The sequence below is a fragment of the Dokdonella koreensis DS-123 genome (assembly GCF_001632775.1).
GTDB classification, from domain to species: Bacteria; Pseudomonadota; Gammaproteobacteria; order Xanthomonadales; family Rhodanobacteraceae; genus Dokdonella; species Dokdonella koreensis.
This window is the reverse complement of sequence record NZ_CP015249.1, coordinates 4,307,138-4,331,672: the sequence shown is the minus strand read 5'-3', so window position 1 is coordinate 4,331,672 and position 24,535 is coordinate 4,307,138. Positions and strand designations below refer to the sequence as shown.

The window sequence follows — 24,535 nt, the reverse complement described above, 5'->3', positions numbered from 1 at the left end:
TCAGGCGTTGAGGCCCTGGTTGGGCTGGTTCGCGCCCTCGGCGCGACGACGCAGCTGCTCGGCGTACAGCGCGTCGAAATTGATCGGCTGCAGCAGGAACGGCGGGAAGCCGCCGTTCTGCACGAGGTCGGAAACGACCTGGCGTGCATACGGGAACAGCGTGTTCGGGCAGTAGGTGGACAGGATCGCCTCGCGGGCGCCTTCGTCGAACCCGGACAGGCCGAAGATGCCAGCCTGCTGCACTTCGGCCAGATAGGCGGTCTTGTCCTCGACCTTGCAGGTCACCGTCGCGCCGAGCACGACTTCGAACACGTCGTCGCCGAGCTGGTTGACGCGCTGGCTGAGATTCAGCTCGATGTTCGGCTGCCCCTGCTGCTGGAAGATGTGCGGGGCGTTGGGCGCCTCGAACGAGGCATCCTTGATGTAGACGCGCTGCAGGTTGAGCTGGGCGCCGCCCTGCGGCTGCGCTGCGCCGTTGACTGCGCCGTCGGTGTTCTCTGCCATGTGTAGCTCCGGAAGTGTTGCGGAGGAAAGGGAAAAGACTGGGGATTATCCCATGCTGCCGGACCGTGCGCACCCCATGCGGCGGCGCGAGTCCCGGGTCCGCGCCCGCCGGCCACCGGCAATGCCTGGCGACCCGGGAGGCGCGGCCGTGCCCGAACGGCGCCGTCCGGCGCGTCCGTCCCGTGCCGGCATCAGCCGGTGGCGCGGCCCTTGACGACCGGCATCTGCGCCTCGGCCCAGGCGGCGAGGCCGCCATCGAGCCAGAACACCTTGCCGAAACCGGCCTTGGCGAGCTTGCGCGCCGCCTGGCCCGAGGCCTGGCCGTTGCGGCAGGTGAGGACGATCGGCAGTTCGCGGGCCTTGGCCAGGTCCTTGCCGTCGGGATCGAGCTGGCTCGGCGCGATGTGGCGGGCGCCGGGCACGTGGCCCTTCTCGTAGTCCTGCAGGCTCGATACGTCGATCACCAGGGCGTTTTCGCGATTGATCAACTGGGTCACGCCGGCCGGCGTCAGCGCCCGGTAGCCGCGCGTCAGGCGGCTGATCTCGGTGGCGATCAGCGCCACCAGCACGCCGATGAAGCCGAAGGCGAGCAGCGGGTGATGGCTGATGAATTCCGGAAGGCGGGCGAGGATTTCGGACACGATGGGCGACCTTGGCGCGCGCGAGGCGCGGACATGCGGCGGGCCGCGGATTATCGGCGAGCCTCACCCGCATGCAAAGCGCCGCGGTGGCGGGGCCGGCCGGCCTGTCGTGGCAGACTAGGCGCGCCGTCGCGCCGGCCGCGGCGCCGCACCCCGCCCAGCCATCCGTTCCGGAGCATCGACATGCCCGCCTGTGCCCCGCCGCTGCGTCGTTTCCCGCCGTCGCCGTCGCCCGGCCGGACCCTCGCCGATCGCCCATGATCGACCGGTCCGTCTGGCGCCTGGTGCTCGGCTATGGCCTGCTGGCGGCCTTGCTGCTGGTCTGCCTGCAACTGCTGAAGCTGGCGCCGTTGCGCCTGGCCGGCACGCGCGAGCTGGCGGCGGCGGTCGTCGCGGCCGGCTTCTTCGCGCTCGGCTGGCTGCTGCGCGCGCCCGAAAGACGCGCCGCGGAGCCCGCCGCTGTGCCGTCACAGCCGCCGGTGTCCGCCAGCCCGGCGCCGCCGGCCGGCCCGGACCTGAGCGCGCGCGAACGCGAGATCCTCGGTCACCTGGCGGCCGGGCTGTCGAACGAGGAAATCGCCGGGCGCCTGTTCGTCTCGATCAACACCGTCAAGACGCACGTGGCCAACCTCTACGCCAAGCTCGGCGTGCGGCGGCGAACCCAGGCGGTGGCGGCCGCGCGGCGCTGCGGCCTGCTGCCGTAGCACCGCAAATCGTTCCCAAGGGTGAGCCTGCGGGCGAACGTTCACCCGTTCGGGCGATGGTTGCCGGCAGCGCGGGCCGACTATCGTGACCGGGCTGTCCCATCCGTCCAGAGGAGCCCGACCATGCTTGCCTCGATCGTCCGTCACGGCGCCGCCGCCGGCCTGTTCATCGCCGCGGTGATGTTCCTTCCCTTCCTGCTGTTCGGGCGGCCGAGCCCGGAGTACCTGCGGCTCGGCGAGATCGTCGGCTACTCGGCGATGGTGCTGGCGCTGAGCGCCGTCTGGTTCGCGATGCGCAGCCGGCGCGCGCTGAACGGCTCGCTCGGCTTCTCCGAGGGGCTGGGCATCGGCGCCGGCGTCTCGCTGGTGGCGGCGCTGCTGTTCGGTCTCGCCACGTGGGCGTTCTACGCCTACAGCGGCGATGCGCTGCCGGAGGAGATCTATGCGTTCTACCAGGACCAGATCCACCAGAGCGGGGCCGATGCCGCGTCGATCGCCGCGCGGCTCGCCGAACTGGAGCGCATGCGGCCGATGTTCTTCGACAAGACGCTGCAGGCGGGGATCATGGCGGCGACGGTCTTCGTAATTGGCCTGGTCCTGAGCGTGATCTCGGCGGCAGCCCTGCGCCGCGTGCCGCGCACCGGTCCCGAGCCGGCCTAGGCCTTCGCGGTCCGGTGGCGCGCGGTCACCGGGCCGCGGCGGCAGGTGCCTCGACGACCTTGCGCGCCAGCGCGAGCGCGGCGGGGAAATCGTCGACGAAGTGCAGGTCAGCGCCGTCGGGGACGATGCCCATGCGCCGGAGGACGTCGCGCGGCTGCGGCTGCAGGCCCGAGAAGACCAGGCAGATCCCGTCGCGGCGGCAGCGCTCGATCAGGTTCTCCAGCGCGGTCACGGCGGACGCATCGATCAGCGGCACGCGGCGCAGGCGCAGGATGAACACGCGCGGCGTGCCGATCGCGCGCAGCACGTCGTCGATCCGGTTGGCGACCGCGAAGAACAGCGGGCCGGAGACCCGGTAGACCTCCACGCCGTCCGGCAGCCCGGCCCGCTGGTCCGATTCGGCGGTGGGTTCCTCGGCGTCCTCGCGGTCCTCGTCGATCAGGCCCACGTCCGATTCCAGCGCGACGACGTCGCTCATGCGGTGCATGAACAGGAACGCGGCCAGCACCACGCCGACCTCGACCGCCAGCGTCAGGTCGAACATCACGGTCAGCGCGAAGGTCGTGAGCAGGACCACGCGATCGCCGACCGGGGCGCGCATCAGCTGGCGGATGCGTTCGGTCTCGCTCATGTTCCACGCCACCATCAGCAGCAGGCCGGCCATCGCCGGCAGCGGCACGTAGTCAGCCAGCGGCGCGGCCAGCAGCACGAAGGCCAGGATGAACAGCGCATGGGCGACACCCGCCACCGGTGTGCGCGCGCCGGCGCGGACGTTGGTCGCCGTGCGCACGATCGCGCCGGTCGCCGGCAGGCCGCCGACCAGGGCGGAGGCCGTATTGGCGATGCCCTGCGCGACCAGCTCGCCGTTGGAGCGGTGGCGTCCGCCGGTCATGCCGTCGGCGACCACGGCCGAGAGCAGGGATTCGACACCGGCGAGGAAGGCGATCGTGAACGCGCTCGGCAGCAGGGCGCGCACCATCGCCAGGTCGAACTGCGGCCAGTGCGGCACCGGCAGCTCGGTCGGGATGCCGCCGAAGCGCGAGGCGATCGTGTCGACCGGCAGCCCGCTGGCCAGCACCACCACCGAGGCGGCGACCACCGCGATCAGGAACGCCGGCCAGCGCGGCCGGTAGCGGCGCAGCGCCACCAGCAGCACGAGCGTGCCGAACGCGAGCACGGCCGCCGCGGGATTGATGCTGCCCAGGTGCTGGAAGTACACCTGCCAGCGCTCGAAGAAGTCGGCCGGCAGGCGTTCGATGTCCAGCCCCAGCGCATCCTTGATCTGGCTGGTGAAGATGCTGACGGCGATGCCGGCGGTGAAGCCGGTGATCACCGGCTGCGGCATGTACTTGACCAGCGTGCCCAGCCGCATCACGCCGGCGACGATCAGGATCGCGCCGGCCATCAGGGTCGCCAGCACCAGGCCGTCGTAGCCGTGCTGGTCGATGATGTTGAAGATGACCGGGATGAAGGCCGCGGTCGGGCCGCCGATCTGCACGCGCGAGCCGCCGAGCGCCGAGATCAGCAGCCCGGCGACGATCGCCGTGGTCAGGCCGCTGGCGGGCGAGGCACCCGATGCGATCGCCAGCGCCATCGAAAGCGGCAGCGCCACGATCGCCACGGTGAGGCCCGCCAGCAGGTCGTGGCGCAGGTCGTCCGGACCGTAGCCCTGGCGCAGCAGGGTCACCAGTTTCGGGACGAACGGATTCCAGGCCCCGGTCGGGGGCGATGTGGCGGACATGGGACTCGCGCTGGGGCGCCGGCCGGAACGCGGCGCAGGCCGCCATTCTACTCCCAAGGCACCGTGGTGTTGGTGCGATGCAGCATGAGACAATGCCGCGCCGCGGTTTCCGAAGGTGTCTTCCGGCATGGCGATCGTCTCGGTCTTCGCATTCATCCTGGTGCTGCTGGCGATCGGCAGCCTGCTGCGGGTATGGCGCCTGGTGCCCGATTCGGCGCCGGAAACGCTCAACATCGTGGCGATCTACGTCTGCATGCCCGCCGCGATCCTGCTCAACGTGCCGCGCCTGTCGTTCGAGCGCGAGCTGGTCGGCCTGATCGCGATCCCGTGGCTGGCGCTCGTCGCCGGTGTCGCGCTGGTGCTGGTGCTGGCGCGGGTGCTGCGCTGGGACCGGCCGAGCACGGCCTGCCTCCTGATGGAGGTGCCGATGGGCAATACCGCGTTCATCGGCTACGCCCTGATCCCGGCGCTGGCCGGGCCGCCGGCGCTGCGCTATGCGGTGGTCTACGACCAGTTCGGCACGTTCCTGATCCTCGCCAGCTTCGGCCTGTTCGTGCTCGCGCTGTATGGCGGTGGCGCCCGGCCGAGCCTGGCGGCGATCGTCCGCCGCGTGCTCGGCTTTCCGCCGTTCCTGGCGCTGCTGTTCGGCCTGACGCTGATGCCGGCCGACCCGCCGGCCGCCGTGGCCGGCCCGCTGCAGCTGCTGTCCGGCGCGCTGCTGCCGATCGTCGTGCTGGCGCTGGGCATGCAGCTCAGGCTCAAGCTGCCCCGGCGCTACCTGGTGCCGCTGGGCATCGGCATCGCCGCCAAGCTGGTGCTGCTGCCGGCGCTCGCGCTGGCGCTGTGCGCGGCCTTCGGGCTCGGCGGGGACCTGCGCGCGGTGGCCGTGTTCCAGACCGCGATGCCGACGATGATGACGACCGGGGCGCTGCTGTCGATGGCCGGCCTGGCGCCGGAACTGGCGGCCGCGATGGTCGGCTACACCACCGTGCTGTCGATGCTGACGCTGCCGCTCTGGCATCTCGTGCTGTAGCGGCGCGACCGCTTGGGGCGCCGCGCGCGACACGCGTCCGTCCGACCGCGCGAGCCGGCCCCCCGACTTTCGGCGGTTGCCAGCGCACCGGCCTGCGGCGTCAATGATCGGATCCGGCGCCGTTTGTCGTCTTGATGACCGTGAACGTCTTGTCGATTCCCTCGCTTCAGGAACGGTACGGTCCGCAGCAGCCGATGGCCGGCGTCCTGCGCGTGGGCGACCATCGCGTCGACCTGGGCGCGCTGCGCCTGCTCGGCACGGAGGAGCCGCCGGTCCGGCTGACCCTCAAGTCGGTCCAGGTGCTGGTGGAGCTGGCGAGGAACCAGGGCACCACCGTCAGCCGCGACCACCTGCTCGACACGGTATGGCGCGGCACGCTGCCGACGCCCGAGGTGGTCACGCAGGCGATCAAGGAGCTGCGCCGCGCGTTCGGCGACAGCCGCGGCACCGCCGAGTACATCGATACGATTCCCAAGCTCGGCTACCGCCTGATCGCCGAGGCCTGCTTCGAGGACGACCCGCCGCGGGACGCCGAGCCTGGTCCGGCGGCGCCCGAGCCTTCCCACGACGTGCCGCCGTCGGACCGCCGGCCGGCCCGGTCGCGCCACCGGGCGGCCGGGCGCTGGGCGGCACTGGGCGGCGTGCTGGTTCTCGGCCTCGGCGCCTGGGTGCTCAGCACGCACGCGCTCGCGCCGCGCCGCCCGGCGCCGGCCTGGATCGTCGGGCCGCCCTGGCTGGTGACGACCGATCCGGCGCTGGAGATCGGGCCGGCGATCTCGCCTGACGGCAGCCAGGTGCTCTACCACCGGGTCGACGCCGAGGCCCGGGCCGGGCGCGTGCGCCTGCAGAGCCTGACCGGATCGCGCGCGTTGACGATTCCCACGCCGGCCGGCAGCAGCGACCAGCACGCGATCTGGTCGCCGGTGCCGGGCGAGATCGCCGTCACGCGCAAGAGCGAGGACGACTGCAGGATCCTGGCGATGCCGGCGCTCGGCGGGCCGTCGCGGCTGCTCGGGCGCTGCAATCGCGCGGAGGTCGTGCGGTTCGACTGGTCGCCCGACCGGCACTGGCTGGTCGGCATGGGGTCGGGATTCCTGGCGCGCGACGAAGCCGGCACGCGCCTGATGCGCCAGCCGGTGGGCGGCGGGGCGGTCGAGTCGTTCCCCTATCCGCACCGGCCGGGCGACATCGACCTCACGCCGCGGTTCTCGCCCGACGGGCGCCGCCTGGCGTTCCGCCGCGGCTACCTGCCGTACAGCGACCTGTACGTCATGGACGTGGACCAACCGGACAGCCTGCGGCGCCTGACCCGGCTCGGATCGCGCATGGTCGGGTTCGACTGGACGCGCGACGGCAGCGCGCTGGTGTTCTCATCCGATCATGCCGGCGACGCGGCGCTCTACGCCGTCGACGTGCGGTCCGGGCAGATCACGGCACTGGGCATCTCGCCGGCAGTCGAGCCGACCCTGGCGCGCGAAGCGGATGTCGGCGCCTACCGGGTGCCGGAGCAGCGCTTCCAGCTGGCCCTGCTCGACGCGGCGGGCACGGCCTCGCTGCCGGCACCGTCGACCACCAGCGACCGCGAAGGGGCGCTGTCGCCGGACGGCCGCCGGATCGCCTTCGTCTCGCGGCGTACCGGTCGCGACGAAATCTGGATCCACGATCTCGAGCACGGCGATGCCTACGCGTTGACGGCGCTGCCGCAAGGCGTGCCGCGCCTGCCGGAATGGCGCGCCGACGGCGCCGCGGTGCTGTTCGTGCTGCGCGGCGACGGACCGGGGCAGGCCTGGGAAGCGGAACTGGATACACGCCGCCTGACCGTGCGCTCGCCCGACGGGCTCGACGTCCACTACCTGAGCCCGGCACCCGACGGCCAGCTCTATGCGATCGCACTGGCCGACGGCGAACACGGCCTCTATGCGCTGACGCCGGGACCCGGTGCCGACCTGCTCGAGCCGGGCGTGGCGTTCGCCCGCGCCGGCGATGCGCAGACGGGCCTGCTCTTCAACTACCTCGCCCGTGGCGGCCTGTTCCGCTGGCGCGGCAAGGACCAGCCCGCCGAGCGGCTCGGCGACGGCCCGTACTTCCGCTACGAGATGCCGTGGGCGCTGGCCGGCGCGACCGCCTTCGAGGTCGTTCCGGAATTCCCGACGCGGCGCGTCGAGGCGATCGACATCGCCAGCGGCCAGCGGCGGCGGGTCGGGCAGGTGGACCAGGGCCTGGGCATCACCGCGGTCAGCAGCGACGCGACCGGGGAGAAGCTGCTGGTGTGGCTGCTCGATCGCGACGGCGGCGACATCGCCGGTTTCGAGCTGCGGCCGGCCGGTGCCGTCCGCCCGTGAGCGCCGGTGGCGGCGCCGGACGGCCGCCACGGCGATTTCACATCGATTTCCCGGCGATTTCCGCAGCACATCAGGACCTGCGCCGCTGCGATGACTAAACAGGAAACCCCCGTCCGACGAGGAGGTTTCCATGTTCGCATCGCATCACGCGCCATCCGGCGCGTCCCGGCCGCCCGGCGCGGCGGCCGCCTTCGAGTGCCGCTACCAGGCGGGTAGCGCCGACTGGATCGGCGGTCCGGGGCTGGCCCTGGTCGCCGGTTTCGAAGGCATCACGCGCATCCGCACCGCCGAGGGGCAGTGGTCGCTGGCCGCCGGCCAGGTGCACGTCGTCGAAGGGCCGCTGGTGGTGTTCGCCGATCGCGGCGACCGGCCGGCCTGGGGCGTGGTCGCCGGTACCGCCGCCGAGTGGGGCACGGCGCTCGGCGAGCTCGGCATCCCGGCTGCCCGCCGCTTCGTGCCGCCCGGCGAATACCGGCTCGAGCCGGTCCAGCTCGACCGCCTGCGGGCGCTCTGCCTGCTGGCCGGCCGCGTGTCCACGCACCGCGCGCTGGGCATCCTCGACGACTTCGGCCGCTGGCACCGGGCCGTGCTCGAGCAGATCGACCGCTGCCCGGGCCGCAGCCTCGGCCAGCGCCGGCGCGTGCATGCGCGCCTGCAGCGCGCACGCAACCTGCTGCGCGCGCGCTGCACGCAGGGCTATCCGACACGCCACGCGGCTTCGGTCGTCGGCTACACCGTCGGTCACTTCCAGCGCATCTTCCATCGCGTCTTCGGCGAGACCGTCCAGGGCTTCGTGCTGCGGCAGCGCCTGGAGGTCGCCCGGCACCTGCTGGAGACCAGCCAGCTGAGCGTCGGCGATGTGGGCCTCGCGGCCGGCTTCGAGTCGCGCTGGGCGTTCGCGCGCCAGTTCCGCCACCGCTTCGGCGCAACCGCCGGCGCGTTCCGCCGGAACGCGCTGGCCTGCGCCGACGCTACCGCACAGCGTCCGCCCCCCGGTTCCGCGCCGGCCGCACCACGTACCGCCGCGCGCGTCCCTAACGTTTCCCGCTACCCGGACGATGCGCGGCTCCCCGCCGCGTGACCGGGCTTTCAGCCGCATCGAGGCGATCATGAAGAACGAAAAGAACGAACAACCGATCCGCCGCCGTCCACCGGCCCTGCGCCGTTCCCTGCTGGCGCTCACCCTCGGCATGGCGCTCGGGCACGCCGCCCTCGCCCAGGAGACGGCCGGCTCGATCTTCGGCCGCATCCCCGATGGCCAGACCGGAACCGTGGTCATCGAGAACCGGGAAACCGGCCTCAAGCGCGAGATCGCGGTGACCGGCGACGGCCGCTTCCGCGTTCCCGGCCTGCCCAACGGCACCTACCGGGTGCACCTGCAGCGCGACGGCCAGGTGGTGGCCGAAGCGGCCGTGGTGGTCACCGCCGGCGCCGGCAGCGAAGTGCAGCTGCTCGCCGGCCAGCCGACCGAGCTGGAGGCCTATGTCGTCACCGCCAGCCGCGGCAATGCGATCGACGTGTCGACGGTCGAATCGCCGGTGGTGATCACCACCGAAGACCTCAAGAACATGCCGATCGCGCCGAACCTGACGGCGATCTCGCTGCTGGCGCCCGGCGTCATCGCCGGCGACTCCGCCTACAGCGACCCGCCGCGCTTCAGCGCGCTGCCGAGCTTCGGCGGCTCGGCGGTGTCCGAGAACGCGTACTACATCAACGGCTATCCGGTCACCAATCCGCTGACCAACCTCGGCTACTCCGAGCTGCCGTTCAACGCGATCGACCAGATCCAGCTGTCCACCGGCGGCTACGGCGTCGAGTACGGCCGCGCGACCGGCGGCGTCGTCAACGTCATCACCAAGCGCGGCAGCAACGCGTGGGAAGCCGGCGGCCAGGTGATCTGGCGCCCCGAAGGCCTGATGGCGGCGCCGCGCAACATCTACTACGGCGACAACGGCCGCGCGCTGGGCCAGCCCGGCGACGCCGGCCGCATCTACCAGTACCGCAACGAGAACCTGTTCAGCAGCAAGACCGCGTCGGCCTACCTGGGCGGTCCGATCATCAAGGACACGCTGTTCTTCTATGCCGCCGGCGAGTTCGTGCGGCAGGACGGCGGCGGCAGCGACGCGGCGGCCTCCTCGGCCACGGCGATCGAGAACGCCCGCACCAACGGCTGGCGCGACTACACCTACCGGACCCCACGCTGGCTCGGCAAGCTCGACTGGAACATCACCGGCAACCATCGCCTGGAACTGACCGGCTTTTCCGACCGCGCCAAGCAGAGCGTGGACCTCACCGGCATGGACTACACCGACTTCAGCCACAACGACGTCAAGGCCGGCGGCTACTACCGCGACGACAAGACGACGACGTGGATCGCCAACTACACCGGCTACCTGACCGACAGCCTGACGCTGTCGGGCATGTTCGGGCGCTCCAAGACCGACCACGTCAACGAGCCGTACCAGTACAACCCCGACTGCCCGAGCGTGACGGTGGCACCCGGTGCCGGTATCGAGGGCTTCACCTATCCGACCTGCCAGTTCGCGACCGACACGCTGACGCCGGCAGGCGCCAACGACAAGACCCGCAACGGGCGCCTGGACCTGGAATACCGCGTGGGGGATCACACGTTCAAGGCCGGCTACGACTACAACCGGTCCGAGTCGCTGATGGGCGAGGAGTTCTATCCGGGCGGTTCCTGGTGGGAATACCTGCGCAGCGACGACCCGAACACCCCGGTCGCACCGACCTTCGGCATCGGTTCGCCGGCCTCGGGCGGCGGCCACGGCCTGCAGGGCTACTACGTGATCCATCACGTCAACTTCGGCCGGTCCACCCTCAAGGTCGAGCAGAAGGCGCAGTACATCAAGGACCTGTGGCAGGTCACCGACAACGTGCTGCTGGAACTGGGCCTGCGCAACGAGCAGTTCGCCAACTACAACAGCGCCGGCGATACCTTCGCCAAGAAGAACCGCCAGCTCGCGCCACGGTTCGGCGCGACCTGGGACGTGCGCGGCGATTCCACGCTGAAGGTGTTCGCCAACGCCGGCCGCTATCACCTCGCGCTGCCGAGCCAGGTCGCCTATCGCGGGGCCGACGGCATCGTCAACACGCAGGAGGCCTACGTCTACACCGGCGTCGACCCGGTGACCGGGGCGCCGACCGGCCTGACGCCGCTCGGCCCGCGCTGGTCCGAGAACAACGAGTTCGGCCAGCCCAAGGACCCGCGCACCGTCGCGGCCGCCAACCTGCGCTCGCACTACCAGGATGCGGCGACGTTCGGCTTCGAGCAGGCGATCAGCGGCTTCAACGTCGGCGCCAAGGCGTCCTACCGCACGCTGCGCAGCGCGATCGACGACACCTGCGACGCGCGGCCGTTCCGGCGCGCAGCGCTGGCCAACGGACTGGACCCCGAGGCGGTCGCCGACTGGCAGTTCCAGTGCGCGCTGTTCAACCCGGGCTACGCCAACACGTTCTACCAGGACGTGGACGGCAACGGCGTGCTGGAACGCTACGACCTGTCGGCCGCCGACCTGCGCTACGACAAGGCCAAGCGCAAGTACTACGCGATCGACCTGTTCTTCGAGCGCCCGTTCGACGGCACCTGGTATGCGCGCGTGGACTACACCTTCTCGCGCAACTGGGGCAACACCGAGGGCCAGCTGCAGTCGGACTACGGCCAGGACGACGTCTCCCAGACGATCACCTGGGACTACCCGGAGCTGATGGAGCACGCCAACGGCCTGCTGCCCAACCACCGCAAGCACCAGCTCAAGGCGCGCGGCTACTACCAGTTCACGCCCGAATGGATGCTCAGCGGATCGTTCGTCTATGCGTCGGGCCGGCCGCGCAACTGCATCGGCTACTACCCCGATCCGGACAACGAAGGCGCCGGCTACGGTTCGTACTACTACTACTGCAACGGCGTGCCGGCGCCGCGTGCCAGCTATGGCTCGCTGCCGGCGATCTACCGGTTCGACCTGGGCGTGCGCTACGCGCCGGGCTGGGCCAAGGGCATGACCTTCAGCGCCGACGTCTTCAACCTGTTCAACCGCCAGTCGGCACAGAACGTGGTCGAGAACCGTTTCCTCAACACCTCCTCCTCGACGGTCAGCGCCAACTGGGACCGGGTCCGCAGCTACAGTCCGCCGCGCTACATCCAGTTCAGCGCGCGCTACGACTGGTAACGGTCGGTGGCGTGGCGTGCCGGTCCGTACGGGGCGGACCGGCCGTCACGCCGGCGGCGCCGCACGGCGGGTGCGCCAGCGCCGCACGCGGCGCGTGAGGAGCAGGTCGATGCGGTCGAGCAGGCGCGCGATCAGCAGCGATTCCTCGGCGAACAGGCCGGCGCCGATGACGATGACCAGCAGCCCGGGACCCGGCAACACCAGCAACATGATGCCCACCAGCACCAGCAGCGTCGCCAGCGCGAACACCAGCGACTTGCGCAGCAGGCCGCCCGGCCGTTCGGTCCGGCGCCGGTAGCGCTGCTGGAAGCGCGTCCCGCTGCGGTCGGCGACGAACTGGCGGAACTGCGCGCGGAAGGACTCGAACATGGAGGGTTTGCCGTAGACGACGGACGCCGAGGATTCGCTCATAGCCTATCCCGCTTGGGGTCGAGCGCGCAGTCTGCCGTGGCCTGGCTGAACGCTTCGGGCCGTCGACGTTCAGGCCCAGCCGAGCCGGAAGTAGGCACCGTCGCGATCGACGCGCAGCGGCTGTCCGTACAGCGCCGAGAGTTTCGCCGAGGTCAGCACCTCCTCCGGCGGGCCGTCCGCGAACACACGGCCTTCGCGCAGCAGGACCACGCGACCGATCTCCGGGACGATCTCGTCCAGGTGATGGGTGACCAGGACCAGCGTGATGCCGTGCCGTGCCAGCGTGCGCAGCGTCTCCACGAACTGGCGGCGCGCGACGATGTCCAGGCCCGTCGTCGGTTCGTCCAGCAGCAAGGCCTGCGGGTGGTGCGCCAGCGCGCGGGCGATCAGCACGCGGCGCAGCTCGCCGGTCGACAGCGAGGCGACCGGACGGGCCGCGAGGTGCCCGGCGGCGCTTTCCTCCAGGGCCGCCCGCGCCCGCGCGCGCAACGCCTCGGTGACCGGAGCGTGCAGGGGCGTGCGCAGGCTGGCGAAGAAGCCGCAGACCACCGCGTCCTCGGCCGAGAGATCGGTGACCGTCGAGAAGTCGCGGTGCAGGTCCGGCGCGACCAGCCCGAGCTGGGCGCGCAGCGAGAACACGTCCCAGCGCGACTGACCGAGAACCGTGACCGGGGGCGGACCGCCGCGCGCGAGCGCATACAGCTCGCGGTTGATCAGCTTGACGAAGGTGGACTTGCCGCAGCCGTTGGGCCCGAGGATGGCGACGTGCTGCCCCTGGTCGATGCGCAGGCTGACGTCGTGGAGGACGACCTCGCTGCCGCGCATGACGCGCGCGCGTTCGAGCTCGATCAGCGGCGGCGGCCGGCGGTCGGCCAGTGGCGGTGCGGCAGGGTCCATCCGGCGATGATCGCCGACTCGGCCGCCGCCGGCCAGGTTTCTGCGGCAGAATGCGGGGCCTGATGCCTGGGGGGATCCGATGAAGCCGTGCCTGCTGCTGTTGGGATTGCTGCTGGCGCTGCCGGCGGTCGCCGCTGACCGGGTCACCGGCCGCGCATTCGCGACACGTTCGGAGGTGATCGCGCGCAACGGCATGGTCGCCACCTCGCAACCGCTCGCGACACAGGTCGGCCTGGACGTGCTCAAGGCCGGCGGCAGCGCGGTCGATGCCGCGATCGCCGCCAATGCCGCACTGGGCCTGATGGAGCCGACCGGCAACGGCATCGGCGGCGACCTGTTCGCGATCGTCTGGGACGCCAAGACGAAGAAGCTCTACGGCTACAACGGCTCGGGCCGCTCGCCGCGCAGCCTGAGCCTGGCCTGGTTCCGCGAACACGGCCATGCGCGCATCCCGCCGTACGGGCCGCTGCCGGTCAGCGTGCCGGGCTGTGTCGACGGCTGGTTCGCGCTGCACCAGCGCTTCGGCCGCCGGCCGATGCGCGAACTGCTGGCACCGGCGATCCGCTATGCGCGCGAAGGCTTTCCGGTCAGCGAGGTGATCGCCTACTACTGGGAGCGCTCGGTGCCGCGCCTGCGCGACCAGCCCGGGTTCCTCGAACAGTTCACGATCGACGGCCGGGCGCCGGCCAAGGGCGAGATCTGGAAGAACCCGAACCTCGCCGCCACGCTCGAGGCGATCGCGAAGGGTGGCCGCGCCGCGTTCTACAGCGGCCGCATCGCGCGCACCGTCGGCGACTTCTTCGCCGCCCACGGCGGGTTCCTGAGCTACGAGGACATGGCCGCGCACACCGGCGAATGGGTCGAGCCGGTCGCCGTCGACTACCGCGGCTACCAGGTCTGGGAGCTGCCGCCGAACGGGCAGGGCATCGCCGCGCTGCAGATGCTCGCCATCCTGGAAGGCTACGACTTCTCGAAGATCCCGTTCGGCAGCGCCGAGCACGTCCACCTGTTCACCGAAGCCAAGAAGCTGGCGTTCGAGGACCGCGCGCGCTACTACGCCGATCCCGCGTTCGCGGCCGCGCCGCTGGAGCGGCTGCTGTCCAAGGACTACGCCGCCGAGCGGCGGCGCCTGATCGCGCCGGAGCAGGCCCGGCGCACGGTCGAGGCGGGCGACTTCAAGCCCGGCACCGACACGATCTACCTGACCACGGCCGATCGCGACGGCAACATGGTCTCGCTGATCCAGTCCAACTACCGCGGCATGGGCTCGGGGATGGCGCCGACCGGCCTGGGCTTCATCCTGCAGGACCGCGGCGAGATGTTCGTGCTCAAGGAAGGCCACGCCAACAGCTTCGCGCCCGGCAAGCGGCCGTTCCACACGATCATCCCCGCCTTCGTCACCAAGGACGGCCAGCCGTGGCTGAGCTTCGGCGTCATGGGCGGCGACATGCAGCCGCAGGGCCATGTCCAGATCGTCATGAACCTGATCGACTTCGGCATGAGCCTGCAGGAAGCCGGCGATGCGCCGCGCATCCAGCACGAAGGCTCCACCTCGCCGGAAGGCCAGGCCGAGCCGATGCGCGACGGCGGCTGGATCGACCTCGAATCGGGCTTCACGCCCGAGGTCGTGCGCGACCTCATGCGCAAGGGACATTCGGTGCGTTTCGCCGACGGACCCTACGGCGGCTACCAGGCGATCGGGCGCGATGCGCGCAACGGCACTTTCATTGGCGCATCGGAAAGCCGCAAGGACGGACAGGCGGCGGGGTACTAGCTTCCGATCCAGGATCAAAGGACAATCATGCCACCCGGTGGCATGGAAGCGTCTCTGTGCAGCGAGCCTTCAAGACCGGTCATTTCCAACGATGGATGCGCAAGACGGAGTTCACCGAGGCCGCGTTGCGCGCCGCCGTCGAGGAAATGGCGGCGGGACTGATCGACGCCGATCTGGGCGGCGGAGTGGTGAAGAAGCGCGTCGGGCTGGCCGGTCGGGGCAAGCGCGGCGGGGCCAGAACACTGGTCGCCACGAACAAGGGCAATCGCTGGTTCTTCGTATTCGGCTTCCAGAAGAACGATCGTGCCAATCTCAGCGATGAAGAACTGGAAGTCTTGCAGGCCATCGCCGTCGATCTGTTGGCGCTGACCGGCAACAATTGGATGAGGCCGTCCGCGACGGCACATTGCAGGAAATCTGACAATGACCACGAAGAACAAGCCCAAAAGCCGCATTCTCGACGCCGTCCACGAGACGGCCGGCGATCTGTACCGCCTGGGCTTCATCGACCAGCGCAAGATGCGCAAGTACGGCCTGCTGTGCCTCGAGCCGATCCAGGAATACGACGCCGCCAAGGTGAAGGCGCTACGTAAGCGCCTTCATCTGAGCCAAGTGGTGCTGGCGTCCGTGCTGAACACCAGTGCGTCCACGGTCCGAAAGTGGGAGGTCGGCGACAAGCGCCCCAGTGGGCCGTCGCAGAAGCTGCTGGATCTGATTGACCGCAAAGGGCTGGAGGCGGTTCTCTGAGCGGAAGGTCTCTCAAATCAAATGCGCCGCCTCCAGCTCGCGCTTGAGCAAGGCGTAGTAGATCGGCGCGGCAACTAGCCCGGCCAGGCCGAAGGCCGCCTCCATCAGCAGCATCGCCAGCAGCAGTTCCCAGGCGCGCGCGCGGATCTGGGTGCCGACGATGCGCGCGTTGAGGAAGTACTCCAGCTTGTGGATCGCGATCAGGAAGCCGAGCGCGGCGCAGGCGACCCATAGCGAGACCGACAGGCCGACGATGAAGATCACCGTGTTGGAGATCAGGTTGCCGATCACCGGCAGCAGGCCGACCACGAAGGTGAGGACCACCAGCGTCTTGGCGAACGGCAGGTTCACGCCGAACAGCGGCAGCACCAGCAGCAGGAAGATGCCGGTGAACAACGTGTTGAGCGCGGAGATCTTCACCTGCGCATAGACGATGTCGTGGAAGGCGATCGCCAGCCAGCTCGCGCGCTGCGTCAGGGCGCGCGCCAGCGGGCCGCGGTAGCGGTGGATGCTGAAGCTGTGCAGCGCGACCATCGCGCCCAGTACCAGGCCGATCAGCAGCTGCACGAAGGTGCGCCCGGCCTGGATGCCCGCCAGCTGCAGCTGGGCGGCGTGCATGCGCAGCCAATCGATCGCCGACGCGCGGAAGTCCTCGATGTTGTCCGGCAGGTGGTCCACGACCATCTGCGGCAGCTGCGAGCGCGCGCTTTCGATCAGCGGCATCATCTTCTCGAACAGCAGGCTGGGGTTGCCGCGCTCGCTGCCGAGGAACGCGATCAGGCCGATGATCGCCACGGTGAGGATGCCGACCACGACGACGCCGAGCAGCAGCACCACCAGCCAGTGCGCGCGGGCGCCCGGCAGGTGCTTCTGCAGGATCGGCGCCAGGCCGTGGACGAGCACGTAGACCAGCAGGCCGGCCAGCAGGGCCGGCAGCAGGTGCAGGTGGAGGATCGCCAGCAGCGCGAGCGCGGCCAGCACGTGGCTGGCGATCGTCACGCGCGGGGAAAGGGGTTCGTGAGAGGTCACGCGAGTTCCTGTCGTGTACGGTCCTGGCCGGTCCGGGGCGGCCCGCGCTTGCACGGGCGTAATAAACTGACCGGATCGTATGCGCTGGACCGTTGCGTTTCCAATCCCGGGAGTCATGATGAAGCCGTTTTCCGCTGCCGCCGTGCTGGCGCTGGCCCTGCTTGGCGGTTGCGCCACGCGGCCGGCGGTCGTCCCGCCTCCGGCGTCGCCCGCTGTCGCCCCACCTGTCGCGTCCGCGCAGCCGTCGGCACCGGCGCCCGACGACAACCTCAATGCCGTCGTGTGGACGCAGACCGCGGTCGAGCGCGCGCTGATCGCGCGCCAGGCGTTCCGCGCTGCCCGCGAGCGGCTGGTCGATGCGCTGGCCGATCCGGCCTGGGACGCGCTGCCGCGCGAGGAGCGCGAGCACGCGCCGGCAGGGCTCAAGCCCGCGGTGATCGTCGACATCGACGAGACGATGCTCGACAACAGCCCGTACCAGGCCCGCCTGGTGCGCGACGGCGCCAGCTACGACGAGTTCACCTGGGCCGCCTGGTGCCGCGAGGAGAGCGCCCAGGCAGTGCCGGGCGCGCTGGAGTTCGCGCGCTTCGCCGCCGAGCGCGGCGTGAAGGTCTTCTACCTGTCCAACCGCGCGCAGGACCTCAACGAGGCGACCTTGGCCAACCTGCGCAAGCGCGGGTTTCCGGTGAGCGGCGCCGACGCGTTCCTCGGCCTCGGCACCGTCGTCCACGGCTGCGAGCAGAACGGCACCGAGAAGGGCTGCCGTCGTCGCCTGGTCGCGCGCGAGCATCGCGTGCTGATGCAGATCGGCGACCAGATCGGCGACTTCGTCGACGTACTGGCCAATACGCCGGCCGGTCGGCAGCAGGCGGTGGAGCCGTATCTGGAATGGGTCGGCCAGCGCTGGTTCGTGCTGCCCAATCCCACGTATGGCTCGTGGGAGCCGGCGTTGTTCAACAATGCCTGGAGCCTGCCGGCCGGCGAGCGGCGGCGCCTGAAGCGCGAGGCGCTCGACTACGACTGATGGAGATCCATATTAAACAATGAGTTGATTGCCATATATTAAGGTGTTGCATTAGGTTGGGGCGGTCCGTATGATCCGGCCATACGCACGACGAGCCTGATGCGCCCGCACGATACAGGCACAACAACAACAATCGATTCCTCCTCCGGCTCTGCCGGACTCGCCCGGACGATTCCCATCGCCCGGGTTTTTTGTCGGCCGCGTCCGGCCCTTGCGCAGAGGCGTGGCGGTCAAGTCTGCTAGAGTGCCGCTCCGCCTTTTGGACTACTGGATCTCCTCATGTTCGCGAAAGCCCTGCGCATCGCCCCTCTGGCGCTGTTCGTCGTTCTCGCCGCCGCCTGCAACAAGGAACCCACGGCCGGTCAGGCCGTCGCTCCGGCCGCCAAGAGCGGCAGCAGTCCGGAAGCCGCCGTCCAGACCAGCATCGCCCTGCTCAAGTCCGGCGACGTCGGCGGCCTGATCGCGCATTCGCTGCCGCCGGAAGACTACGCACGCGTCAAGGCCGACTGGGGCAAGGACCAGGAGGCGCCGACCGACGAGGAGCGCGCGCACTTCAGCGAGATGATGGCCAAGCTGACCGCCGCCGACGCCGAACAGACGCTCTATGCCGAGATCGAGCCGCAGCTGGCCGCGTTCGACGCGCAGTACCAGCAGCAGATCCCGATGTACGTCAACATGGGCCGCGGCTTCCTGCGCAGCACCGTCCAGCAGAGCAAGGACCTGGCGGACGCGGAGAAGGAGCAGGCACTGGCCGCGATCGATGCGCTGGCCGACTGGATGCAGGGCACCCGCTTCACCGATCCGGACAAGGTCAAGCAGGTGCTCGCGATCGCCAGCGCGACCGCGCGCGAGATGAAGCTCTCGACGCTCGACGAGGCGCGCGCGCTCGGCTACGACGAGGCGATGCAGAAGGGCCAGCTGGTGTTCCAGGCGGTCAAGCAGGCGTTTGCCGTCTACGGTTTCTCGATCGACCAGACGCTGGACTCGGCCAAGACCACGGTCGTCTCCAGCGACGGCACCACCGCCAAGGTCAAGATCGACTACACGCTGCTCGGCAAGCCGCTTTCGGCCGATGCCGAGATGGTTCGCCGCGGCGACAACTGGTACGGCAAGAACGCGCTGGAGAAGCTCGAGCAGCACGCTGCCGAAGCGGCCGCCGCGCCCGCCAGCGAAGGCTGATCCCGGACCGGATTCCACGCCACGGTTCCGCCCGCTTTCCGCATCCGCACCATGGATCCGGCACTTCCCGGGCCCCGGCCGGCCGCTGTGCGCCGGCGGGCGCCGCCGCTGACTCGCCTGCTGTGCGCGCTGTTGCGGCCGTGGCTGCGGCTGCGGCTGCAGCCGGCCGAGCCGCGCACGCTGGTCGGCGAGGACGACGGCCGGCCGACCGTCTACGTCCTGGAGCGCTACGGCCTGTCCGATACGCTGATCCTGGACGAGGCAGCAGCGGCGGCCGGCCTGCCGGCGCCGTACTCGGCGGCCGACACGCTGCCGATCCGCCGCCGCCGCTCGGTGATCTACCTCTCGCGGCGGCCGCGCTGGTTCGGCCGCCCGCAGCACCCGACCCGCTCGGAGACGCTGGCGCACCTGTTCGCGCACGTCGCGCAGACGCCGGGCGCCGACGTGCGCCTGGTGCCGGTGTCGATCTTCGTCGGTCGCGCGCCGGACCGGCAGTCGGGCTGGTTCAGCGTGTTGTTCTCGGAGAACTGGGTGGTGGTCGGCCGCTTCCGCCGGCTGCTCGCCCTGCTCCTGAACGGCCGTGACACGATCGTCCAGTTCGCCGCGCCGGTGTCGCTGCGCCAGCTCGTCGACGAGGCCGGCGGCGAGGCGTCCGAGCGCAGCGTGCGCAAGCTCTCGCGCGTCCTGCGCGTGCACTTCAACCGCATCCGCGCCGCGGTCATCGGTCCCGACCTGTCCCACCGCCGCACCGTCGTCAACGCGGTGCTCAATGCCGAGCCGGTGCGCGAGGCGATCGCCGCCACCGCCAGCAAGGAAGGCCTGCCCGCCGCCAAGGCGCACAAGCGTGCGCGCGATTTCGCGATGGAGATCGCCGCGGACTATTCGCATCCGGTGGTGCGCTCGATGTCGTTCCTGCTGAACGGCTTCTGGAACAAGCTCTACGGCGGCGTGAAGATGCACCACTTCGAGTCGCTGCGCGCGAGCGTGCCCGGCCACGAAGTGATCTACGTGCCCTGCCACCGCAGCCACATCGACTACCTGCTGCTGTCGTGGCTGCTGTACCGCAACGGCTTGTCGGTGCCGCACATCGCCGCCGGCGTGAACCTCAACCTGCCGGTGCTCGGCGCGCTGCTGCGGCGCGGCGGCGCGTTCTTCCTGCGCCGCACGTTCCGCGGCAACGCGCTGTACTCGACCGTGTTCCGCGAATACCTCGGCCAGCTGTTCGCCCGCGGCGTGCCACTGGAATACTTCATCGAGGGCGGACGCTCGCGCACCGGCCGCCTGCTGGCGCCACGCGCGGGCATGCTGTCGATGACGCTGTCGAGCTTCCTGGCCCAGTCGCGGCGCCCGGTGCTGTTCCAGCCGGTCTACATCGGCTACGAGAAGCTGATGGAAGGCAAGGAGTACGCCGGCGAGCTGTCCGGCCGGCCCAAGCAGAAGGAGTCCTGGCTCGGCCTGCTGCGCGCGACCAAGGTGCTGCGCCAGCACTACGGGCAGGTGGCGGTGAGCTTCGGCGAACCGGTGTACCTGGCCGAGCTGCTCGACGAGGTCGCGCCGCAGTGGCGCCAGTCGCCGGTCGACCCCGACGACAAGCCCGAGTGGGCCGGCCCGGCGGTCGACGCGCTCGCCGAGCGCATCCTGGTCAACATCAACCGCAGCGCCGACGTCAATCCGGTCAACCTGCTGGCGCTGGCGCTCCTGTCCACGCCCAACCACGCGATGGCCGAGTCGGATCTGGTCGCCCAGCTGGATCTCGCCAAGCGGCTGCTGGTGGAGCTGCCGTACTCGGACCGCGTCACCGTCACCGCCCTCGATCCGGCCGCGATCATCGCGTACGGCGAGAAGATGCAGTGGATCGAGCGTGTCGCCCATCCGCTCGGCGACGTGCTCCGTTGCGGCGACGAACAGGCGGTGCTGCTGAGCTACTTCCGCAACAACGTCCAACATCTGTTCGCGGCGGCGGCCTGGGTCGCCTGCTGCTTCCTCAACAACCGGCGCATGGCGCGTTCCACGCTGGTGCGGCTCGGCCGCCTGGTGCACCCGTTCATCCGCTCCGAGCTGTTCCTGGCCTGGGACGAGCAGGCCTTCGGCGAGCGCATCGAGGCGACGCTGGACTTCTTCGCGCGCCACGACCTGCTCGAGGTCGACGAGGACGGCCGCATCATGAGCCGCGGTCCCGGCCAGAGCGATACCGCCTATCGCCTGCGCGGCATCGCCCACAGCCTGCTGCAGGCGTTCGAGCGCTACTACATCGCGCTCGCCGCGCTGGTGAAGAACGGTCCGCACAGCCTGACCGCCGGCGAGCTGGAGAACCTGTGCTACCTCACCGCGCAGAGGCTCTCGCTGCTGCACGAGGTCAACGCGCCGGAGTTCTTCGACAAGTCGCTGTTCCGCGGCTTCATCCAGAAGCTGCGCGAGCGGCGCGTGGTGTGGACCGACGAGAACGGCAAGCTGGACTTCGACGGTGCGCTTGAAGAGGTCGCACGCGACGCCCGCGTGATCCTCAGCCGGGAGATCCGGCACGGCATCCTCAAGCTGACCCAGGACATGCGTGCGCGCCTGGGCGAGGGACAGCCGGCCGGCGAACCGCCCGTTGCGGCCAAGCCCGCGGCGGAGTGAGGCGGCGGCGCAGCGGCCGTCAGGCGTCGAGGTCGGGAATCAGCCGGCTTTCGATCCAGGCGATCATGTCCTTGAGCCGCAGCTTGCGCTTCTTCATGCGCGTGATCTGCAGTTCGTCGGAGACGTTCGGGTCGATCGACAGGCGCGCGATCGCGGTATCGAGGTCGCGGTGCTCCAGTCGCAGCTCGGCGAGCTTGCGGACCAGCACGGCGGGATCGTCGGGGAACTGATGGTTCATGGCTGGGCGGCAAGTGTAGTGCTTTTGGCGGCGTGCGGGCGCCATCGGGCGGGGGCGTCCGCGGCACGTCCGCGGCAGGCTCGACGTACAATGCGCCGTCCCGTTCCAGCGTCCCGCCGATGACCGTCGCCGCCGCCCGCAAGCACGAACACGAAGCCGCCCGGCTGGCCAAGCGCCTGCGCCACCAGGTGGGCCAGGCGATCGCCGACTACAACCTGATCGAGGACGGCGATCGCGTGATGGTCTGCCTGTCGGGTGGCAAGGATTCCTACACCCTGCTCGACATGCTGCGGCGGCTGCAGGCCAAGGCACCGGTGCGGTTCGAGCTGGTCGCCGTGCACCTGGACCAGAAGCAGCCCGGCTACGATCCGGACGTGCTGCCGGCCTACCTGCGCGGCATCGGCATGCCGTTCCACATCATCGAGCAGGACACCTACAGCGTCGTGCGCCGCGTGATACCGGACGGCAAGACGATGTGCGGCCTGTGTTCGCGGATGCGCCGCGGCGCCCTCTACGACTTCGCCGAGCGCGAGGGATTCACGAAGATCGCGCTCGGGCACCATCGCGACGACATCGTCGAGACGCTGTTCCTCAACCTGTTCCATCACGCCGCGCTGAAGGCGATGCCGCCCAAGCTCAGGTCCGACGACGGCCGCAACCTCGTGATCCGGCCGCTGGCGTACTGCCGCGAGACGGACATCGCCGCGCACGCCGCCCATGAGGGGTTTCCGATCATGCCGTGCAACCTGTGCGGCTCGCAGGAGAACCTGCAGCGCAAGGTGGTCAAGGCGATGCTGGCCGACTGGGAGCGCCAGCAGCCGGGCCGGGTCGAGAACGTGTTCCGCGCACTGACCCATGTGGCGCCCTCGCAGCTGGCCGATCCGGCGCTGTTCGACTTCGCCGGACTGGGCGCGCGCGGTCCCGGCGCGGATGCCCACGACTGGCTGCGCGACAACCGGCCCGGCCCGTCCTGAGCCGAGCGCTTCCGTCCACCGCTTGCGCGTTGCGTGCCGGCACTCCGCGCCGGCCGGGTCGCGTTTCTCCGCCGTTCCTTCGTATCGAGATGCCATGTTCTTCCGAAACCTGACCCTGTTCCGCTTCCCCGAGACCGCCGTCGAGGCCCTCGACGACCTGGAGACCCGCCTGGAGTCCCAGCGCCTGCGCGCCTGCGGGCCGCTGGAGCTGGCCACGCGTGGATTCGTTTCCCCGTTCGGTCGCCAGTCCGACGCGTTGATGCACCAGATTGGTGCGTATACCCTGCTGACGATCGGCGGCGAGGACCGGCTGCTGCCGGGATCGGTGGTAACCGAGGAACTGGCCAACCGGATCTCCGAACTGGCCGAGAAGGAAGGCCGCCGGATCGGTGCGCGCGAGCGCAAGCGCTTGAAGGAGCAGGTGGTTTCCGAACTGCTGCCGCGGGCTTTCATCCGCCCGTCACGCCAGAGTGCTTATCTGGACGCCAAGAACGGCTGGCTGGTCGTCGATACGGCCAGCCGGAAGGTGGCCGAGGAGGCGGTCAGCCAGGTTCGCGAGGCGGTCGGGCAGTTTCCGGCCACCCCGATGGCGCCGGAAGAATCGCCGCGGGCGCTGATGACGGACTGGCTGATCCATGGCAAGCTGCCGGCAGGCTTGGCGCTCGGCGACGAGTGCGAGCTGCGCGATCCGGTCGAGGCCGGTGCCATCGTTCGCTGCCGTCGTCAAGAGCTTGAATCGGACGAGGTCCGGGAGCATCTGAAGACCGGCAAGCAGGTGTACCAGCTCGGGCTCACGTTCGACGAGCGCATGAGTTTCGTGCTCGGGGAGGACCTCACGGTCCGCAAGTTGCGTTTTCTCGATGTCGTACTGGATGAGCTGGGCGAGGAGTCGTCCGAATCGATCCAGGCGGAGATCGACGCCCGGTTCGCGTTGTTGACGCTGGAGTTGGCGCGCCTGTTCGACAAGTTCGGGGAGTGGTTTGGATTACCGCGGCCGGGGGACCGCGACTAGCGGACCCGTGTGGGTCATGAGGCAACGATGACCCTCGATAGCGACAACGGCAACAACTACCTGGAACTGGCGACGCAGACCGGCGACACGATCAAGGTCCTGCGTCGCAGCCATCCGCGTGCCCGGCGCCTGCGCCTGACGGTGACGCCCGGCGGCGCCCGCGTCACCTACCCGGAAGGGACCCATCCGGCCCAGGTGTTCGCGTTCCTGCGCAAGCACGGCGAATGGCTCGAACGAAAGCTCGACGAGCTCAACCTCGGTTCGCAGCCGCCGCCGCTGAAGGTGGGATCGGCCACGGTGATGCCGCTGCGCGGCGAGACCACGCGCCTGTCCTGGCGTGACGGCGCCTATCCGCACATCGAGCACACCGAAGACCGGTTGACGATCAGCCTGCCGCGACCGCACCGCCGCGCACCGGAAGCGGCGCGCGCCTTGCTGCGCTCGTTCCTGGAAGCGCAGATGCGGCGCGACATCTCGCGCTGGCTGGCGCGCTACACGCCGGAGCTGGGCCTGGCGCCGACCGGCATCCGCGTGCGGCCGCTCAAGAGCCTCTGGGGCAGCCTCGACACGCGCGACGTGGTGACGCTGGATCTCGCGCTGGCGCTGGCGCCGCCGGCGGCCCTGCGCTACGTGCTGGTCCACGAGCTGTGCCACCTGCGCATCCGCAACCACTCCAAGCGGTTCTGGAACCTCGTCCAGTCGCTGTACCCGGAATGGGGCGAGCAGCGCGACTGGCTGCGGCTCCACGGCCAGGCGCTCAAGGCCGAACTCGGCCGGCTGATCCAGGCGCCCGGCGGCGGCTGAACCTCGTCCCGCGCC

General features: G+C 70.1%; 21 protein-coding genes and 1 pseudogene. 15 read left to right on the top strand and 7 right to left on the bottom strand.

The features are described from left to right. Together secB and I596_RS17510 are read right to left on the bottom strand one after the other, a co-directional pair. Positions 1-504, bottom strand: coding sequence for a protein-export chaperone SecB (secB, locus tag I596_RS17515; RefSeq protein WP_067650960.1), 504 nt, complete (start codon positions 502-504; stop codon positions 1-3). Positions 505-695: 191 nt separating this feature from the next. Beyond that, on the bottom strand, positions 696-1,145 hold the full coding sequence (locus tag I596_RS17510) for a rhodanese-like domain-containing protein (RefSeq protein WP_067650957.1): 450 nt from the start codon (positions 1,143-1,145) through the stop codon (positions 696-698). A gap of 257 nt (positions 1,146-1,402) precedes the next feature. Here I596_RS17510 and I596_RS17505 point away from each other — a divergent pair, with 257 nt between their 5' ends. Then, positions 1,403-1,849: a helix-turn-helix transcriptional regulator gene (locus I596_RS17505; protein ID WP_067650954.1), complete on the top strand. Its 447-nt coding sequence runs from the start codon at positions 1,403-1,405 to the stop codon at positions 1,847-1,849. A gap of 123 nt (positions 1,850-1,972) precedes the next feature. Further along, on the top strand, positions 1,973-2,509 hold the full coding sequence (locus I596_RS17500) for a DUF4199 domain-containing protein (protein WP_067650951.1): 537 nt from the start codon (positions 1,973-1,975) through the stop codon (positions 2,507-2,509). A gap of 25 nt (positions 2,510-2,534) precedes the next feature. Here the strand turns inward: I596_RS17500 and I596_RS17495 are convergent, their stop codons facing one another. After that, the gene (locus tag I596_RS17495) at positions 2,535-4,250 is read right to left on the bottom strand and encodes a SulP family inorganic anion transporter (RefSeq protein WP_067650948.1); all 1,716 of its coding nucleotides are present in this window, start codon (positions 4,248-4,250) and stop codon (positions 2,535-2,537) included. Positions 4,251-4,377: 127 nt separating this feature from the next. On the opposite strand from I596_RS17495, the gene I596_RS17490 reads away from it, so the two are divergent. The 4 genes from I596_RS17490 (at position 4,378) to I596_RS17475 (ending at position 11,812) form a co-directional block, all read left to right on the top strand. Then, positions 4,378-5,283, top strand: coding sequence for an AEC family transporter (locus I596_RS17490; protein WP_067650946.1), 906 nt, complete (start codon positions 4,378-4,380; stop codon positions 5,281-5,283). Positions 5,284-5,417: 134 nt separating this feature from the next. After that, a complete protein-coding gene (locus I596_RS17485) occupies positions 5,418-7,625 on the top strand; it encodes a winged helix-turn-helix domain-containing protein (RefSeq protein WP_067650943.1) in 2,208 nt (735 codons plus the stop codon). A gap of 130 nt (positions 7,626-7,755) precedes the next feature. Continuing rightward, complete coding sequence (locus I596_RS17480) at positions 7,756-8,706, top strand: helix-turn-helix domain-containing protein (RefSeq protein WP_067650940.1); 951 nt, start codon at positions 7,756-7,758, stop codon at positions 8,704-8,706. Positions 8,707-8,734: 28 nt separating this feature from the next. Continuing rightward, the gene (locus tag I596_RS17475) at positions 8,735-11,812 is read left to right on the top strand and encodes a TonB-dependent receptor (RefSeq protein ID WP_067652253.1); all 3,078 of its coding nucleotides are present in this window, start codon (positions 8,735-8,737) and stop codon (positions 11,810-11,812) included. A 45-nt stretch (positions 11,813-11,857) separates the two neighbouring features. On the opposite strand, the gene I596_RS17470 is transcribed toward I596_RS17475, so the two are convergent. Both I596_RS17470 and I596_RS17465 read right to left on the bottom strand, forming a co-directional pair. Beyond that, a complete protein-coding gene (locus tag I596_RS17470) occupies positions 11,858-12,223 on the bottom strand; it encodes a PGPGW domain-containing protein (RefSeq protein WP_083965701.1) in 366 nt (121 codons plus the stop codon). A gap of 69 nt (positions 12,224-12,292) precedes the next feature. Beyond that, on the bottom strand, positions 12,293-13,120 hold the full coding sequence (locus I596_RS17465; protein WP_067650934.1) for an ABC transporter ATP-binding protein: 828 nt from the start codon (positions 13,118-13,120) through the stop codon (positions 12,293-12,295). Between the two features lie 79 nt (positions 13,121-13,199). Here I596_RS17465 and ggt point away from each other — a divergent pair, with 79 nt between their 5' ends. From ggt to I596_RS17455, 3 genes and pseudogenes are all read left to right on the top strand, one after another. Next, positions 13,200-14,894, top strand: a complete 1,695-nt coding sequence (gene ggt, locus I596_RS17460; protein WP_067650928.1) for a gamma-glutamyltransferase — start codon at positions 13,200-13,202, stop codon at positions 14,892-14,894. Positions 14,895-14,989: 95 nt separating this feature from the next. Beyond that, positions 14,990-15,214: pseudogene (locus tag I596_RS18285) on the top strand (type II toxin-antitoxin system RelE/ParE family toxin); the annotation flags it as partial. Positions 15,215-15,317: 103 nt separating this feature from the next. After that, complete coding sequence (locus tag I596_RS17455; protein WP_083965700.1) at positions 15,318-15,641, top strand: helix-turn-helix domain-containing protein; 324 nt, start codon at positions 15,318-15,320, stop codon at positions 15,639-15,641. A gap of 12 nt (positions 15,642-15,653) precedes the next feature. Here I596_RS17455 and I596_RS17450 read toward each other — a convergent pair whose 3' ends face one another. Next, on the bottom strand, positions 15,654-16,670 hold the full coding sequence (locus I596_RS17450) for an AI-2E family transporter (protein WP_067650921.1): 1,017 nt from the start codon (positions 16,668-16,670) through the stop codon (positions 15,654-15,656). Positions 16,671-16,788: 118 nt separating this feature from the next. Between I596_RS17450 and I596_RS17445 the strand changes: the two genes are divergently transcribed. From I596_RS17445 to plsB, 3 genes are all read left to right on the top strand, one after another. Continuing rightward, a complete protein-coding gene (locus I596_RS17445) occupies positions 16,789-17,694 on the top strand; it encodes a 5'-nucleotidase, lipoprotein e(P4) family (protein WP_067650918.1) in 906 nt (301 codons plus the stop codon). Between the two features lie 279 nt (positions 17,695-17,973). Further along, a complete protein-coding gene (locus I596_RS17440; protein ID WP_067650915.1) occupies positions 17,974-18,873 on the top strand; it encodes a hypothetical protein in 900 nt (299 codons plus the stop codon). Positions 18,874-18,924: 51 nt separating this feature from the next. Continuing rightward, positions 18,925-21,492 (top strand): glycerol-3-phosphate 1-O-acyltransferase PlsB, encoded by a 2,568-nt coding sequence (gene plsB, locus I596_RS17435; protein ID WP_083965698.1) that lies wholly within the window; start codon positions 18,925-18,927, stop codon positions 21,490-21,492. A gap of 19 nt (positions 21,493-21,511) precedes the next feature. Here plsB and I596_RS17430 read toward each other — a convergent pair whose 3' ends face one another. After that, positions 21,512-21,730, bottom strand: a complete 219-nt coding sequence (locus I596_RS17430) for a YdcH family protein (RefSeq protein ID WP_067650909.1) — start codon at positions 21,728-21,730, stop codon at positions 21,512-21,514. A 119-nt stretch (positions 21,731-21,849) separates the two neighbouring features. Between I596_RS17430 and ttcA the strand changes: the two genes are divergently transcribed. From ttcA to I596_RS17415, 3 genes are all read left to right on the top strand, one after another. Then, a complete protein-coding gene (gene ttcA, locus I596_RS17425) occupies positions 21,850-22,704 on the top strand; it encodes a tRNA 2-thiocytidine(32) synthetase TtcA (protein WP_067650906.1) in 855 nt (284 codons plus the stop codon). 94 nt (positions 22,705-22,798) lie between these two features. Then, positions 22,799-23,716 (top strand): recombination-associated protein RdgC, encoded by a 918-nt coding sequence (locus I596_RS17420; protein ID WP_067650903.1) that lies wholly within the window; start codon positions 22,799-22,801, stop codon positions 23,714-23,716. 27 nt (positions 23,717-23,743) lie between these two features. After that, positions 23,744-24,520: a M48 family metallopeptidase gene (locus tag I596_RS17415; protein WP_067650900.1), complete on the top strand. Its 777-nt coding sequence runs from the start codon at positions 23,744-23,746 to the stop codon at positions 24,518-24,520. Positions 24,521-24,535 lie beyond the last annotated feature (15 nt).

Excerpts from the sequence above, each read along its gene's own strand:
- I596_RS17500 (WP_067650951.1), top strand. The coding sequence starts at position 1,973 with ATGCTTGCCTCGATCGTCCGTCACGGCGCCGCCGCCGGCCTGTTCATC.
- I596_RS17495 (WP_067650948.1), bottom strand. The coding sequence starts at position 4,250 with ATGTCCGCCACATCGCCCCCGACCGGGGCCTGGAATCCGTTCGTCCCG.
- plsB (WP_083965698.1), top strand. The coding sequence starts at position 18,925 with ATGGATCCGGCACTTCCCGGGCCCCGGCCGGCCGCTGTGCGCCGGCGG.
- I596_RS17415 (WP_067650900.1), top strand. The coding sequence starts at position 23,744 with ATGACCCTCGATAGCGACAACGGCAACAACTACCTGGAACTGGCGACG.
- I596_RS17475 (WP_067652253.1), top strand. The coding sequence starts at position 8,735 with ATGAAGAACGAAAAGAACGAACAACCGATCCGCCGCCGTCCACCGGCC.
- I596_RS17470 (WP_083965701.1), bottom strand. The coding sequence starts at position 12,223 with ATGAGCGAATCCTCGGCGTCCGTCGTCTACGGCAAACCCTCCATGTTC.
- I596_RS17485 (WP_067650943.1), top strand. The coding sequence starts at position 5,418 with ATGACCGTGAACGTCTTGTCGATTCCCTCGCTTCAGGAACGGTACGGT.
- ggt (WP_067650928.1), top strand. The coding sequence starts at position 13,200 with ATGAAGCCGTGCCTGCTGCTGTTGGGATTGCTGCTGGCGCTGCCGGCG.
- I596_RS17430 (WP_067650909.1), bottom strand. The coding sequence starts at position 21,730 with ATGAACCATCAGTTCCCCGACGATCCCGCCGTGCTGGTCCGCAAGCTC.
- I596_RS17505 (WP_067650954.1), top strand. The coding sequence starts at position 1,403 with ATGATCGACCGGTCCGTCTGGCGCCTGGTGCTCGGCTATGGCCTGCTG.
- I596_RS17465 (WP_067650934.1), bottom strand. The coding sequence starts at position 13,120 with ATGGACCCTGCCGCACCGCCACTGGCCGACCGCCGGCCGCCGCCGCTG.
- I596_RS17490 (WP_067650946.1), top strand. The coding sequence starts at position 4,378 with ATGGCGATCGTCTCGGTCTTCGCATTCATCCTGGTGCTGCTGGCGATC.
- I596_RS17440 (WP_067650915.1), top strand. The coding sequence starts at position 17,974 with ATGTTCGCGAAAGCCCTGCGCATCGCCCCTCTGGCGCTGTTCGTCGTT.
- I596_RS17455 (WP_083965700.1), top strand. The coding sequence starts at position 15,318 with ATGACCACGAAGAACAAGCCCAAAAGCCGCATTCTCGACGCCGTCCAC.
- I596_RS17480 (WP_067650940.1), top strand. The coding sequence starts at position 7,756 with ATGTTCGCATCGCATCACGCGCCATCCGGCGCGTCCCGGCCGCCCGGC.
- secB (WP_067650960.1), bottom strand. The coding sequence starts at position 504 with ATGGCAGAGAACACCGACGGCGCAGTCAACGGCGCAGCGCAGCCGCAG.
- I596_RS17445 (WP_067650918.1), top strand. The coding sequence starts at position 16,789 with ATGAAGCCGTTTTCCGCTGCCGCCGTGCTGGCGCTGGCCCTGCTTGGC.
- ttcA (WP_067650906.1), top strand. The coding sequence starts at position 21,850 with ATGACCGTCGCCGCCGCCCGCAAGCACGAACACGAAGCCGCCCGGCTG.
- I596_RS17420 (WP_067650903.1), top strand. The coding sequence starts at position 22,799 with ATGTTCTTCCGAAACCTGACCCTGTTCCGCTTCCCCGAGACCGCCGTC.